This is a genomic window from Streptomyces sp. NPDC006529, assembly GCF_040611795.1.
Classification (GTDB): domain Bacteria; phylum Actinomycetota; class Actinomycetes; order Streptomycetales; family Streptomycetaceae; genus Streptomyces.
Genome location: NZ_JBEXPB010000009.1, coordinates 74,160 through 88,929, shown reverse-complemented (window position 1 = coordinate 88,929; position 14,770 = coordinate 74,160). Strand labels below are relative to the sequence as shown.

At 71.0% G+C, this 14,770-nt stretch carries 11 protein-coding genes and 1 pseudogene; 6 read left to right on the top strand and 6 right to left on the bottom strand.

The features are described from left to right. Positions 1-253 precede the first annotated feature (253 nt). The 5 genes from ABZY31_RS10115 to ABZY31_RS10095 all read left to right on the top strand — a co-directional run bounded on the left by ABZY31_RS10115 (position 254) and on the right by ABZY31_RS10095 (position 6,711). Positions 254-1,915, top strand: coding sequence for an extracellular solute-binding protein (locus ABZY31_RS10115; RefSeq protein ID WP_356407010.1), 1,662 nt, complete (start codon positions 254-256; stop codon positions 1,913-1,915). Further along, entirely contained in the window at positions 1,915-2,967 is a 1,053-nt protein-coding gene (locus tag ABZY31_RS10110; RefSeq protein WP_356407008.1) for an ABC transporter permease subunit, read from the top strand. The genes ABZY31_RS10115 and ABZY31_RS10110 overlap by 1 nt, the downstream gene beginning before the upstream one ends. Then, entirely contained in the window at positions 2,964-3,890 is a 927-nt protein-coding gene (locus tag ABZY31_RS10105) for a carbohydrate ABC transporter permease (protein ID WP_356407005.1), read from the top strand. The genes ABZY31_RS10110 and ABZY31_RS10105 overlap by 4 nt, the downstream gene beginning before the upstream one ends. Before the next feature lie 64 nt (positions 3,891-3,954). Next, the gene (locus tag ABZY31_RS10100) at positions 3,955-5,922 is read left to right on the top strand and encodes a beta-galactosidase (protein ID WP_356407002.1); all 1,968 of its coding nucleotides are present in this window, start codon (positions 3,955-3,957) and stop codon (positions 5,920-5,922) included. 72 nt (positions 5,923-5,994) lie between these two features. Continuing rightward, positions 5,995-6,711 (top strand): hypothetical protein, encoded by a 717-nt coding sequence (locus ABZY31_RS10095; RefSeq protein WP_356406999.1) that lies wholly within the window; start codon positions 5,995-5,997, stop codon positions 6,709-6,711. A 71-nt stretch (positions 6,712-6,782) separates the two neighbouring features. On the opposite strand, the gene ABZY31_RS10090 is transcribed toward ABZY31_RS10095, so the two are convergent. The 6 genes and pseudogenes from ABZY31_RS10090 to ABZY31_RS10065 all read right to left on the bottom strand — a co-directional run. Further along, positions 6,783-7,811: a LacI family DNA-binding transcriptional regulator gene (locus tag ABZY31_RS10090; RefSeq protein WP_356406996.1), complete on the bottom strand. Its 1,029-nt coding sequence runs from the start codon at positions 7,809-7,811 to the stop codon at positions 6,783-6,785. Positions 7,812-7,962: 151 nt separating this feature from the next. Continuing rightward, positions 7,963-9,717 (bottom strand): cellulase family glycosylhydrolase, encoded by a 1,755-nt coding sequence (locus tag ABZY31_RS10085; RefSeq protein ID WP_356406993.1) that lies wholly within the window; start codon positions 9,715-9,717, stop codon positions 7,963-7,965. A gap of 49 nt (positions 9,718-9,766) precedes the next feature. After that, positions 9,767-11,284, bottom strand: a complete 1,518-nt coding sequence (locus tag ABZY31_RS10080; protein ID WP_356406990.1) for a glycoside hydrolase family 43 protein — start codon at positions 11,282-11,284, stop codon at positions 9,767-9,769. A 64-nt stretch (positions 11,285-11,348) separates the two neighbouring features. After that, positions 11,349-11,552: a hypothetical protein gene (locus ABZY31_RS10075; RefSeq protein WP_356406987.1), complete on the bottom strand. Its 204-nt coding sequence runs from the start codon at positions 11,550-11,552 to the stop codon at positions 11,349-11,351. Between the two features lie 38 nt (positions 11,553-11,590). Beyond that, complete coding sequence (locus ABZY31_RS10070; RefSeq protein WP_356407288.1) at positions 11,591-11,968, bottom strand: beta-galactosidase trimerization domain-containing protein; 378 nt, start codon at positions 11,966-11,968, stop codon at positions 11,591-11,593. Positions 11,969-12,091: 123 nt separating this feature from the next. Then, positions 12,092-12,755: pseudogene (locus ABZY31_RS10065) on the bottom strand (beta-galactosidase); the annotation flags it as partial. A gap of 537 nt (positions 12,756-13,292) precedes the next feature. Here ABZY31_RS10065 and ABZY31_RS10060 point away from each other — a divergent pair. Continuing rightward, positions 13,293-14,765 carry an arabinofuranosidase catalytic domain-containing protein gene (locus tag ABZY31_RS10060; RefSeq protein ID WP_356407285.1) on the top strand — a complete coding sequence of 491 codons (1,473 nt, stop codon included), beginning with the start codon at positions 13,293-13,295 and terminating at the stop codon, positions 14,763-14,765. The last annotated feature ends 5 nt before the right edge of the window (positions 14,766-14,770 follow it).

The window sequence follows — 14,770 nt, the reverse complement described above, 5'->3', positions numbered from 1 at the left end:
CTGTGCGCGTCGGCGCCGTCGCGCAGCGGCCCGACACCCAGACGTTGAAGCGCTTCGATAGGCGGGAATCTTGGCAGCGACCCTTGTGCGCCTATGGGTGTTCACTTAACCTCACTGCAACATCGAAGCGCTTCGACTGTGGACCGCGTCGCAGGGCCCGGTGTCCGCTTCACGCTCCGTCAGTTCCGGTCACGACGCCGCAGCCGACGCCCCCCTCACCGGGCGTCCGGGCGAGCCATGAAGGGTTGACGCAATGATGCCGAACGCCGCCTCCTCCGGACCGAGCCGGAGAAGCTTCCTCGCCTCCACGGCGGTCGCCACCGCAGCGGTGGCCGGAGGAGTGCCGCTCCTCACCGCCTGCGGCGGTTCGGACGGCGGCCCGCGCGAGGGCACCACATCGGGCAGGGCCGCCGACGAGCTGATCCCGACGTACGTGGCCGGCACGATCGCCGCCCCGGACCTCCCGTCGAAGAACGGCTCGGCCGCCGGCTACACGGCCAGGACCGACCTCGCGGCCCTGGCCACCTCGGTCCCCAGCCCGCTCGGCACCGGCGCCCCCTTCAAGGTCATGTCGCCCTTCTGGGGCACCCCGCCGAAGGGGGACTGCGCGTACTACAAGGCGCTCGACGCGGCGGCGGGCACCAGGATCACCTGGCAGAACCAGGACGGCAACACCTACGGGCAGAAGCTCGGCGCCGTCCTCGCCTCCAGCTCCCTGCCCGACATGGTGGTCGTGCCCGGCTGGGAGCTCGTCGGAAAGACGGCGAACGCCCTCACCGCGAAGTTCATGGACCTCGGCCCCCACTTAGCGGGCGACAGGGTCAAGAAGTACCCGAACCTGGCCGCGATCCCGTCCGACGGCTGGCGCATGGGCGTCTTCGGCGGCGCGCTGCGCGGCATCCCGCTGTCGGCCGCCCCGGCGGACATCATCGTGCCCTACTACCGCAAGGACCTCTTCGACCAGCGGGGCTACTCCGTCCCCACCTCCGCCGACGAGTTCCTCGCCTGGGCCAAGGACGCCACCAGCGCGAAGGCCAAGGTGTACGCCTGTGGTGACCTGAGCTGGGTCTCCTCCAGCATCTTCGGCGCCTGTCCCGGCTGGAACCTCGACGCCGACGGCAAGCTCAGGTACGGCGTCGAGCGGCCCGAGTACCTCGAAGCCCTGGAGTGGACCCGCAAGCTGTTCGACGCCGGCGTGGTCCATCCCGACGACAGCGCGCGCTCCGGCGACGCGGGCCAGCGTTTCACCGCCGGGCAGATCCTGGTCCTCAACGCCGACATCGCCACCTGGTACCAGAAGGCCGCCGAACAGGCCCGGGCCAACCCCGGGTTCCGGATCGAGGCCATGGACATCTTCGGCGCGGGCGGCGGCAGCCCGACGCTCTACGCGTCCGCGCCCGCCACCCTCTGGTCGCTGATCCGCAAGGGCGCCCCGAAGGAGACCGTGGAGAACGCGCTGGCCGCCGCCGACTTCGCGGCCGCGCCCTACGGCACCAAGGAGCGGATGCTCGTCGACTACGGCGTCGAGGGCACCCACTACACGGTCGAGGACGGCGTCCCGGTCAAGAACGACCTGGGCACGACGGAAGTGGTCAACGCCTGGGCGATGCTGGCCACGCCGGCCCCCTACTACGCCCACCCCGACCTCCCCGACATCGCCCGCAAGCAGGTCGAGTGGCAGCAGCGGATGGGGGCCTTCATGAAGAAGACGTCCACCTACGGCATGACCATCGTCGAGCCCACCCGCTACGCCAACCTCGCCAGCCAGTTCGAGCAACTGCAGATCGACTACGTTCGCGGCCACAAGAAGCTGTCGGACGTGCAGGCCGCCATCTCCACCTGGAGGTCCTCCGGCGGGGACGAGCTGCGCGACTGGTACAAGGAGCTCCTCGACAAGAACGGCAGCGGCAACTGATGACGCTCACGGCCGGGAGCAGGCCCGACGGGACCCGTCCCCCCGCGGCCGTCGAAGAGCCCACGGCCGCCGTCGCCACCGCGGCGGTCCCGCGCCGGGCACCTCGCGGGACGGGCGGGGGAGCCAAGGTTCCCTTCCGGATCCGGCTGCGCCGCGACCGCACGCTCATCCTGATGACGGTGCCCGTCATCCTCCTGCTGCTGCTCTTCAACTACGTCCCGCTGCTGGGCAACGTCGTCGCCTTCCAGGACTACGACCCGTACGCCGCCGGCAACGGCGTCACGGCGATCTTCCACAGTCCCTGGGTGGGCCTCCGGCAGTTCTCGCGCATGGCCGCAGACCCCCTGTTCCGGAGCGCCACGCAGAACACCCTCGTCCTGTTCGCCCTCCAACTGGTGCTGTTCTTCCCGGTCCCCATCGCCCTCGCCCTGCTCATCAACAGCGTGGTCCGGCCGCGGGTGCGGGCCGTCGCGCAGGCGATCATGTACCTCCCGCACTTCTTCTCGTGGGTCCTCGTCGTCACCGTGTTCCAGCAGATCTTCGGCGGCGCGGGCATCATCGCCCAGGTCCTGGAGGAGCACGGACGGAGCGGTTTCGACCTGATGACCGACGCCGACCTCTTCGCCTACCTGGTCACCGCGCAGGCCGTCTGGAAGGACGCCGGCTGGGGCGTCATCGTCTTCCTCGCGGCGCTGTCCGCCGTCAGCACCGACCTGTACGAGGCGGCCGCCATGGACGGCGCGGGGCGCTGGCGGCGCATGTGGCACGTGACGCTGCCCGCGCTGCGCCCGGTGATCGCGCTCCTGCTGGTCCTGCGCGTGGGGGACGCGCTGAGCGTCGGTTTCGAGCAGTTCCTGCTCCAGCGGGACGCGGTCGGCGCGGGAGCGAGCGAGGTCCTCGACACGTACGTGTGGAACATGGGCATCCAGAACGGCGACTTCAGCTACGCGGCCGCGGTCGGCCTGGCCAAGGGGGCCATCGGCATCTGCCTCGTCCTGGGCGCGAACAAGTTCGCTCATCTGCTGGGCGAGCAGGGGGTGTACAAGAAATGAGCCTGAACACGCAACTCGTCCGTAGTCTCAGGGCGCCTGCCCGCCCCGTGTGGGAGGAACGGCCGAGCGGAGCGGGACTGGCCGCCAAGGGCGGCTTCCTGGCGCTCTGCTGCCTGGGGGTGCTCGGTCCGCTCTGGATCGTGGTCGTCACCAGCCTCTCGCCCAAGTCCGTGATCGACCGGGTCGGCGGCCTCGTCGTGGTCCCCCGGGGCGTCACCTTCGTCAACTACACCGAACTCCTCGGCGGAGGACAGGTCAGCCGGGCGATCATGGTGTCGGTCGGGGTCACGCTCTGCGGCACGCTGTTCTCGATGACGGTCTCGGTGCTGGCGGCCTACGGGCTGTCGCGCCCCGGCAGCCTGGGCCACCGGTTCTTCCTCATGACCATGATGGCGACCATGTTCTTCGGGGCCGGCCTCATCCCGACGTACCTGCTCGTACAGTCACTCGGCCTCACCGACACCTACCTGTCGCTGGTCCTGCCGAGCGCCGTCAGCGTCTTCAACATCCTGGTCCTGCGGTCCTTCTTCATGGGGATCTCGCCCGAACTCACCGAGTCGGCCCGCATCGACGGGGCCGGTGACCTGCGCATCCTGCTGACCATCGTCCTGCCGCTGTCGCGTGCTGTGCTGGCCGTCATCTCCTTGTTCTACGCGGTCGGTTACTGGAGCGCCTGGTTCAACGCCTCGCTCTACCTCACCGACCAGGAGATGATGCCGCTGCAGAACGTGCTCATCCAGCTCGTCCAGAAGAACACCGAGGCGCCGACCGGACTCCAGCAGGCGGTCCGCACGGGACAACTCTCCTCGCTCGGCCTGCAGATGGCCGTCATGGTCCTCGCGCTCGTCCCCGTCGCGATCGCCTCCCCCTTCGTCCAGCGGCACTTCAAGAAGGGCATGCTCACCGGCGCGGTCAAGGGCTGAAGCCCCGCTCCGGCCCGCCTCGCCCCGCCCACCGGCGCCGCCCGCACTCCGAGGAGCCCGTCCGATGCCCGACCTGAGCGATGCGACACGCGGCCGTCTGCTCTTCGGCGGCGACTACAACCCGGAGCAGTGGCCCGAGGAGACCTGGCACGAGGACGTACGGCTGATGAAGGCGGCCGGGGTCAATTCCGTCACCCTCGGCGTCTTCTCCTGGTCGACGCTGGAACCGAGCCCGGGGGCGCGGGAGTTCGGCTGGCTGGACACGCTGATGGACCTGATGCACGAGAACGGCATCGGCGTCGTCCTGGCCACTCCGACCTCCTCGCCGCCGCCCTGGATGGGCCGGCTGTACCCCGACACCCTGCCCGTCACCGAGGACGGCCGGACCGAGTGGTGGGGCGGCCGACAGCACTTCTCCCACTCCAGCGCCACCTATCGGCGCCACGCGGCCGCCATCACCGAGGATCTCGCCGCCCGCTACGGCGGCCACCCGGCACTGACGATGTGGCACATCAACAACGAGTACTGCACCGTCGACCACGGCGACGAGGCCGCGGCCGCCTTCCGCCGCTGGCTGCGCGCCAGGTACGCCACCCTCGGCGCCCTCAACGAGGCCTGGAGCACCGCGTTCTGGAGCCAGGGGTACGACACCTGGGAGGGCATCCTGCCGCCTCGCCTGCCCCACTACCTGCGCAACCCCGCGCAGGTTCTGGACTTCCGGCGCTTCACCTCCGACATGCTCCTGGAGTGCTTCGCCGCCGAGCGGGACATCGTGCGCCGCCACACCCCGCACCTGCCGGTCACCAGCAACTTCATGCCGCTGTGGATCGGCCAGGACGCCTGGCGCTGGGCCGCGGAGGAGGACGTCGTCTCCGTCGACATCTACCCGGACCCGCGGGACCCGCTGGGCGCCCAGAGCGGCGCGCTCGTCCAGGACATGACCCGCTCCCAGGCGCGCGGGCCGTGGATGCTCATGGAGCAGGCCGCGGGGCCCGTCAACTGGCGGGGTGTGAACCACCCCAAGCCCCGGGGTCTGGGCCGGCTCTGGTCCCTGCAAGCCGTGGCCCGGGGCGCCGACGCCGTCTGCTACTTCCAGTGGAGGCAGTCCCGGCAGGGCGCGGAGAAGTTCCACTCCGGCATGGTCGGCCACGCAGGGGAGGACGGCCGGACCCACCAGGAGATCAAAGCGCTCGGCGCGGAGCTGGCGCGGATCGCCCCCGAGGTGTCCGGCCGGACCCTCACCGCCGACATCGCGGTCCTCCACGACTGGAACTCCTGGTGGGCCGGCGACCAGGACGGACGCCCCTCCGCCCTCGTCGACTACCCGGACATCCTGCGCGCCTGGCACCGCGCCCTCTGGCAGGCGCACCTCACCACCGACTTCGCCCACCCGGAGCACGACCTGACGCCGTACGCGGTGGTCGTCGTGCCGCAGCTGTACGCGCTCACCGCCGCGGCGGTCGACAACCTCCTCGCACACGTCGGCCGGGGCGGCACCCTCGTCTGCGGCTTCCAGACGGGCGTCGCCGACGGCGACGACCGGGTCCGCCCCGGCGGCATGGACGTCCGGCTGCGCGCGCTGTTCGGGATCCGGACCCTGCACGAGTGGTGGCCGCTGGAGGCGGGGGAGAGCGTCGCCTGCGAAGGCTTCGGGGCGTCCCTGTGGTCCGAGGAACTGGAGGCCGACGGCACCGCCGAGGAGAGCGTGCCGTACCAGGGCGGCGAACTCGACGGGCTGCCCGCCGTCCTGCGCAAGGGCCGGGCCTGGTACGTTTCCACGCTCCCGGAGCCGGACGCGCTGCGCGCCCTGCTGGCCCGGATCGCCTGCGGCGCCGGCGTCCGGCCCGTGCTCGACGGCCTACCCGAGCAGGTCGAGGCCGTCCGCCGCGGTGACGTGCTGTTCGTGCTGAACCACGGCCGCGAGCCGGTGACCGTCGACGTGCCGGGCCGCCACCGCGACCTTCTCACAGGCAAGTCCGTCACCGACCGGGTCACCCTCGGCCGCTACGGCGTGGCGGCACTCCGGCCGTGACCGCGCCGGGCGCGGACCGGGCGCCCGGCGCGGTCCGCATTCCCCATTCCCCCCACTCATGGAAGGGACACCATGGTCCACAGCACGATGCACAAGATCACCATGGCGGTGCTGGCACCGGCGCTGGCGCTCGGCGCCACCGTCGGCCTGGCCTCCGCCCCCGCTTCGGCGGCGGTCTGGAACTCCTGCGACCGGTGGAGCAGCACCACCCTGAACGGCTACACGCTCTACAACAACATCTGGGGCTCCGGCGCCAGCAGCCAGTGCGTCTGGGCCAACTCCGGTACGAACTGGGGCGTCCGCGCCGATCACCCCAACACCGGCGGCATCAAGTCCTACCCGAACTCGACGAAGAGGATCAACAAGACGATCGACGGCCTCGGCCGGCTCACCAGCAGCTACAACGTGAGCGTCCCGTCGTCCGGCGCGTACAACACGTCGTACGACATCTGGGACACCCGTCACCAGTACGAGATCATGCTCTGGGTCAACTACAACGGCGCCGTCGGCCCGATCGGCACCTGGCAGGCCAACGTCACGCTCGGCGGCCACAACTGGAACGTCTACAAGGGCACCAACGGGTCGAACCAGGTGTTCTCGTTCCTGCGCACCTCCGACTCCTCCTCCGGCACCGTGGACGTCAAGCCGGTCCTCGGCTGGATCGCGCACACCAAGGGCTGGATGCCCGGCAGCGAGACCATCGGCGACGTCCAGTTCGGCTACGAGATCACCTCGTCGTCCGGCAACCTGGCCTTTACCACGAACAATGTGACCATCAGCGCCGGCTGACCGCACGCCCGAGGGCGGGGCCGGTCCGCGTCCTCCCCGGCGCGGACCGGCCCCGTTCCCGCCGGGGCGGTTCAGGAGCCGGCCCGGGGCGCCGGGACCGGCGCCGGTCCGGTGCTTTCCCGTACGGTCAGTTCGGGTGCGATCAGGAACACCTCATCGGCGCCCCGGCCGTCGAGCTTGGCGACCAGGCGTTCCACGGCCTGCCGGCCCATCTCCTGCGCGGGGATGGAGACCGAGGTCAGCCGCACCGATGCCTGGACGGCCACCTGGTCCGGACAGATCGCGATCACCGACACGTCCTCCGGCACGGCGCGGCCCTGTCGGCGCAGCAGGGCGAGCAGCGGCTCGACCGCCTGCTCGTTCTGCACGACGAACCCGGAGGTGCCCGGTCGCTCGTCGAGGATGCGGGAGAGGGTGACGGCCATCGCGTCGTAGCCGCCCCCGCACGGCCGGTGCAGCATGCGCAGGCCCGATCCGGCGGCCTGCGCGCGGAGTCCGTCGAGCGTGCGCTCGGCGAAACCGGTGTGCCGTTCGTAGACCGAGGGGGCCTCGCCGATGACGGCGATGTCGCGGTGGCCGAGTCCCGCCAGGTGCTCGACGCACAGGGCGCCGGTCGCCTTGAAGTCGAGGTCCACGCAGGTCAGTCCCGAGGTGTCCGCGGGCATCCCGATCAGCACGGACGGCTGGTCGGTGCCGCGCAGCAACGGCAGTCGCCCGTCGTCGAGTTCCACGTCCATCAGGATCATCGCGTCGGCGAGTCCGCTGCCGGTGACGCGGCGCACGGCGTCGGGGCCCTCCTCGCCGGTCAGCAGCAGCACGTCGTACCCGTGCGTCCGGGCCGTGGTGGCGACCGCGATGGCGATCTCCATCATCACCGGCACGTACATGTCGGTGCGCAGGGGGACCATCAGCGCGATGATGTTCGACCTGCTGCTGGCCAGGGCCCGGGCGCCCGCGTTCGGGTGGTACCCCAGCTCGCGGATGCTCTGCTCCACCCGCATCCGCGTGGTCGTGGAGATGGACCGCTTGCCGCTGAGGACGTAGCTCACCGTGCTCGCCGATACTCCGGCGTGCCGGGCCACCTCGGCGAGGGTTGCCATCCGGTTCTCCCAGCTCTGCGAAACGCTTCGACAGTGCGCAGGTCTCGATGGAGGCATCGACTGCGCGTGAAATGTACGCTGACCCTAACGTCATGACGGGCACGTGTCCATCTCCCTGTCGAAGCGCTTCGACAGCAGGGCTGCGGGCTTCTCAGGCGGCCGTGCCGGTGACCGCGCTGCCGGACCTCGTCACGCGGTAGGTGGCCGTGGCGCCGCTGTAGAAGTGGAAGACCAGCGTCGCCGGTTCCCCGTCGCGCAGGGACGTCAGGAACTCGGGGGTCAGGGTGATCGCGCCGTTCGGGTAGTCGGGCGAGAAGGCCTTGTTGAACTCCTGGAAGGGGGTCCAGTCGGTCGGTCCCGCGGTGCCGCCGTCGGCGTAGGTGGCGTGCATGGTCGCCAGGTCGTTGCCCCGGTACCGGGTGGGAACCGCGAACGCGCCGGTGGTGCCGGTGGCGTCCGAGACCGTCGGGACGTCGTTGGTGACGATGTCGATGTTCCAGGGCAGGCCGCTGGTGAACCGGGCCTGGAGCGTCGCGTTGACGCCGTAGGCGCGGTCGCCTGCCAGCCGGGTCAGCGCCTTGGCGGTGAGGGTCAGCCGGTCGCCGGAGACCGTGTAGTCCCGCCCGGCCATCAGCCTGGTGCCGCCCTGCCACAGTCCGCGGAAGAAGGTGCCGTTGAGGTGCAGGGTGAGCGAGGCGGCCGTGACCGGGGCGGACTTCGGGACGAAGACCTTGTCGAAGGAGGCCGTGCCCGAGCGCGTGGTCCAGCTCGACTTGATCACGGCGAACAGCGCCGGGTCGCGCCACTGGAGGGTGTCGCGGTCCAGATAGGCGAACGGGTCCCACAGGGCGGTGGTGATGCCGTACGTGCGCGCCCGGTGGCCCACGTGCTCGAAGTACTTCAGCGCCTCGCCCCGCTCGACGCGGGCGGGGTGGAAGTGGTCGGGATAGGCGAGCAGGCCGTACTCGCCGAGGTACAGCGGGATGCCCCGGGCGACGAAGGTGCGGTGCAGGGTGGCGAAGTGGTCGTCCAGGTGCTTCTGCGCGACGGCGTCGTACAGGATGCCGCCCGCGACGTTCACGCTGAAGGGGTACCAGCTGTAGAAGTGCACCTGTGCGATGAGCTGACGGTCCTTCAGGCCGGTGATCGAGGCGTACAGGTTGGCCAGGTGGACCGGACCACCGCCGCCGTCCGGCGTGGTCAGGGACAGCATGCGGCGCGCGTTGCCGCCGCCCGAGGAGCGGACCACGGAGTGGAACGCGGTCTGCAGCTCGTTGAGGTAGGAGATCTTCCGGGCGTCCGTCGCGTCGGCGAACCGCGGCTCGTTGATGCCCTCGAAGACCAGCGTGCGCGGGGCGTCGCGGAAGGCCGCGGAGATCTGGGACCAGGTGGATTCGAAGCGGGCCAGCACCCGGTCGTGGTCGCTCGTGATCTTCTCGACCCACCTCCACGAGTCGTGGTGGACGTTGAGCACCACGTAGAGGCCGTCGGCCAGCGCCCAGTCGACGAGCTGCTCGACCCGGGCCATGAAGGCGGGATCGACGGTGTACGGCGCCGTGGTGGACTGGTGGTCCGCCCAGGTCACCGGCATGCGGACGCTGCGGAAGCCCTGTGCGGCGATCTTGTCGAAAGTCGCCTTGGTGGTCTGCCCATTGCCCCAGGACGACTCGTCCGGGAAGGCGTCCAGGGTGTTGCCCAGGTTCCAGCCGGGCTGCATCCGCGCGACGGCGTCCATGGGGTCGTCGGGCACCCGGACCACCGGTCGCGACGGCTCGCGGTGCGTGGGGGGCGCGGCCGGTGCGGCGCCACCGGTGAGCCCCACCACGGCGACCAGGGCCAACAGGAGGGCGGCCAGGCGGCCCGGGCCCCCGCCGCGCCGCAGCGCGCCGTGCCGTACGTCCTTCATCTGTCGTTCCTTCCGGTCGGTGGGTCGGGCGGAGGCAGGGATGCCCGGTTCAGCCGTCGAGGGGCTCGTAGTCGAACCAGTCGAAGTGGACGGCGCCGTGCGCGGCGTACATGCCGATGACACGGCCGGTGAAACCACCGGCGACCTCGGTCGACAGGTAGCGGCCGTCCAGTGCGGCCAGTGCGGTGAACGCACCCCCGGGGTCCTCGACACCGAGGGACACCACGTCGGGGCCGGCGCACGGACCCTGGGCGTCGGGCGGCGCCGGGGTGATCGTGACGGTGAGGACCAACGGCCCCGCGGGCACGGGCCGCGTGGCCACCACCGTGGACAGGGGGCCGACGCGTGCCAGGACCCGGACCTCCGTGCCGGACGCCTCGATCGCGTAGTGGTGCCGCTCGTCGAGCCGGACGGCGAGGCCGCCGCGCCCCTGCGACGGGTCGGCCAGGACCCGCGCCCGGCAGGCGAGGTGCTGCTGGCGGCGGCCGGTGAACACCACGTCGGGCGCGTCGAGGGAACCGCCCCGCGCGCGCAGGGTGAGCCAGCCGGGGCGCTCCCCGGTCGTGCAGTGGGCGGCGGGCCGGTCGCGCAGGGAGATCCAGGACGGCCGCAGCTCGGCGCACTCGAAGTCGTCCCGCCGCGCTTCGACCGGGCCCGGGCTGAGCGGCCACGGGAGCTCGGGCAGGTCGGGGGAGACGTCGCCGACGACCGGCCAGTCGTCCACCCACGTGACGGGCGTGAGGAAGGTCTCCCGGCCGAGCACGTGCCAGCCCGGCGTGCCGCCGCCCGGCCGGACGCCGAGCAGCACCATCCACCAGGAGCCGTCGGGGCCCTGGACCAGATCGGCGTGCCCGGTGTTCTGTACGGGGTGATCGGTGCCGCGGTGGGTGAGGACCGGGTTCGCCGGGCACGGCTCGAACGGGCCGGTGGGCGTACGGCTGCGGGCGATCGACACCGCGTGGCCGCGCTCGGTGCCGCCCTCGGCGATCAGCAGGTACCAGTACGCTCCGATCCGGTACAGGTGCGGTGCCTCCGGGGCCTTGGCGCCGGGCCGGCCGGACCAGAGCGGCCGCGGTGCACCGTACGTCTGCCCGGTGCCCGCGTCGATGCGGACCTGCGCGACGCCGGCGACGGTGCACCAGCAGGTGCCGTCCTCCTCCCAGACCAGGTCGGGATCGATGCCGGGAACCCCGGGCGCCCGGACCGGGTCCGACCACGGTCCGGCGGGGTCGGTGGCCGTGACGATCAGGTTCCCGCCGCCCTCGCCGCAGTGGGTGACGATCAGGTGGAAACGTCCGTCGTGGTGGCGCAGGGTGGGGGCGTAGATCCCGGCGGAGGAGGGCGTGGCGGCGGGGAGGCGCAGTTGCTCCGGCCGGTCCAGGACGTTGCCGATCTGGGTCCAGTGCACCAGGTCGCGGCTGTGGAAGAGGGGCACACCGGGGAAGTACTCGAAGCTGGAGCAGGCCAGGTAGTAGTCGTCGCCCACCCGGCAGACGCTGGGGTCGGGGTGGAAGCCGGGGATCACGGGGTTGGCGGGGCGGCCGGCGGGCCGGGGCGGAGGGGGCACCCGGTGGGTCCTCTCGTCGATGCGTGGCTGCGTGTGCAAGGGCCTTGCTTTCGGGTCATCGGGGTCATCGGGCCCGCGACGGCCGGGTGGGGTCAGTGCCCGCGCAGCCGCCCGGCGCCACTTCGTGTGCGAGGGCGCCGGTGAGCAGGTCGTGGGCCGGGCTCGGCAGGGGGACGGTCCCGGGGGTGTGATGGAGCAGGATCCGCCAGTGGCGGCCGTCGGGTGCGTGCCGGGTGATGACCTCGACACCGGCGGGCAGGTCCGGCACCTCCGGCTCGACGCCCGTCTGCGCCAGCAGACGCCCGATCAGGGCGGCGTGGTCACCGTCGTCCAGCCGGGTGGAGAGGTACCAGCCCTGGCCGGTGCCGCAGCGGTGCCGGGTGAGGGCGGGGCCGCCGGATAGCCGCCGAGCCGGGCGTGCACCCGCTCGTCGACGTATCCGCTCGCGTGCTGGACGAGGAGGGTGCCGCCGCCCTCGACGTAATGGCGCAGGTTCTCGGCGCCCCGGTCGGACAGCAGGAACAAGGACGGCGCGACGACCAGCCGGTAGCCGCCCAACTCGTGCTCGGGACGGGCGAAGTCGGCCGTGACGCCCGCGTCCCACAGCGCCCGGTGCGCGGCCGCGAGCGGTGCGTGGTAGTCGAGCCGGGCGGAGGGCAGACCGTCCGCCTCCAGCGCCCACATGGCGTCCGGATCGTCGAGTACGGCGACCGGCGCGCTGACCGTGAATCCCGCCAACTCGCCCAGCTGGGAGACCGCTCGACCGGTCAGGGTCACCTGGCGGAAGATCCGGCTGTCGGGACCCGCGTGCGGCAGCATGGCCGAATGCCAGGTCTCCGCGCCGGCCCGGGACTGGCGCCACTGGAAGAAGAGCGCCCCCTCCGAACCGCGCGCGATGTGACCGAGGGTGTGGCGCAGGATCTCGCCGGGCTCCTTGCCGAGCACCCGGTCGCCGTCGTAGACGGTGCTGGTGCCCTGCTCCATCAGCAGCCACGGCCGGCCGCCGGCCAGGGAGCGGGACCGGTCGGCGTAGAACGCGACGTGGGCGCAGGAGTCCGGGCCCGGCAGGGGCGGGTACTGGTCGGAGCTGACGACATCGAGTTCCCGCGCGAAGGCCGCCCCAGAAGCGGTGGAAGTCCACGCTCTGGCCGGGGTTGTGGTGGTACCGCGTCGCGCGCGGCGGCAGCACCTGCTCCCAGGAGGTGTGGCGCTGGCTCCAGAAGGCCGTGCCCCAGGCCTCGTTGAGGGCATCGAGGAGGCCGTGGCGGGCGCGCAGCCATAACCCGGAAGGCGGCGGCCGCGTGGTCGCACCAGCCCGGACCGCCGGTGTGTCGGGGTGGGCGAGGTTGAACCCGGCCCGGCGCACGAGCTCGTCGTCCTCCTTCCAGACGGGCTCGTCCCACTGCTCGGGGTCGTAGTCGCCGCCGAAGGCCAGACCGCCGAGGCGGTCGGTGATGCTGCGAGTCGTCATGACGTTCCTCGGGTAGGAGGCTGAGCCGTGTCGTGGCGTGTCGAAGCGCTTCGCTTGCGGTCGCCAAGGTAACGGGGCGGTTTCCTGGGAGGCAAGGGCGCATGCGCCATGAAGGCCTCCTGGGACGGCCTGTGCGCGGTATGTCAGGAGACCCGGATAGGTCGAAGCGCTTCGACTTCAAGGCGCGGCGAGGCCGAACCGAGCGGAATGAGCGCGGAGAGGGTGCCGACGCCCGCCCCCAAGGGGCTTCCTGTGAAAACTTCTCGTTACATCTTGACGCGGCGGATGTGAGCGCTCACAGTACACGTGGCGTGTGCCCCCGCACCGTCGGCTGGCTACTCAGCACCTGCACCTCACCCATTCCTGCACCGCTTATCTGCAGAATTGTTAGCGCTAACACGCCCGCTTTTCCGGGCCATTGTCCGTATGCGGGTGTCCTCGGCGTCCGAATGGAAGGAAGTCGCTATGTCGGTTGGGTTTGCGCACGCCACAAGGTGGCGTCGGCGATGGCGGTCGGGGGTGGCCGCCGCGGCCGCCATGGCGATCGCGGGGTGGCTGCTCACCGTGGCCACGACGCCGGCCGCGGCCGCCGCGGTGGACACCACCGGCTGGTACGTCCTGGTGAACCACAACAGCGGCAAGGCCCTCGACGTCTACAACTCTTCCACCGCCGACGGCGCCGACGTCGTCCAGTGGACCCGTACCAACGCCCCCAACCAGCAGTTCCAGTTCGTGGATTCCGGCGACGGCTACTACCGCCTCAAGGCGCGGCACTCGGGCAAGATGATCGACGTGTCCGGCTGGTCGGCGGCCGACGGCGCCGCCATCCACCAATGGAGCGACCACGGCGGCGCCAACCAGCAGTTCCGGCTGGCCGACTCCGACAGCGGCTACGTCCGGCTGATCAACCGCAACAGCAACAAGGCGGTCGAGGTCCAGAACGCGGCGACCGGCGACGGCGGCAAGGTCGTGCAGTACAGCGACTGGGGCGGCGCCAACCAGCAGTGGCAACTCGTCCGGGTGGACGGGAGCACCGGCTCCGGCCCGTGCGACATCTACGGCGCGGGGGGTACGCCCTGCGTGGCGGCGCACAGCACGACGCGCGCCCTCTACAACGCCTACGACGGAGACCTGTACCAGGTCAGGCGCTCGGACAACGCGACCCGCAACATCGGCGTACTGACCCCTGGCGGCGTCGCCAACGCGGCGGCCCAGGACTCCTTCTGCGCGAACACCACGTGTGTCATCACGGCCGTGTTCGACCAGTCCGGGCGTGGCAACGACCTGTGGTACCAGGGCTCCAGCGTGGTCCCCGGCTCACCGCAGACCCGCCCGGCCGTGGCGACCACCGAATCGCTGACGGTCGGCGGCAGCAAGGCCTACTCGCTCTACATCAACCCCGGGACCAGCTACTGGCGTGACGGCCACCTGACGGGTGTCCCGACGGGCAGCGCACCCGAGGGGATGTACATGGTCACCAGCGGTACGCACGTCAACAACGGCTGCTGCTTCGACTACGGCAACAGCGAAACCACCCGCAAGGCCGACGGACCGGGCGCCATGGACGCCATCTACTTCGGGACGAACTGCTGGTTCGGCCGCTGCACCGGAACCGGACCCTGGGTGCAGGCCGACCTCGAATGGGGCCTGTTCCCCGGTGGCGGCAGCACGTGGAACCCCAACCAGCAGGCATTCACCGGCAAGTTCGTCACGGCGACACTGAAGAACAACGGGACGTCGAGATTCGCGCTCAAGGGCAGCGATGCCCAGGCCCGAAGCCTGACCACCCTCTGGGACGGCGCGCTTCCCAACGAGCCCAACGTATACAGCCCGATGCGGAAGCAGGGCGCCATCGTCCTGGGGAGCGGCGGCGATTGCTGCTCACCCGAGGTCGGCAACATCAACGACAGCGCGGGCACCTTCTACGAGGGCGCCATGGTCGCGGGCTACCCGTCGGACGCGACCGAAAACGCGGTCCAGGCGAATATCGCCGCCGCCGGCTACCGATGAGAATG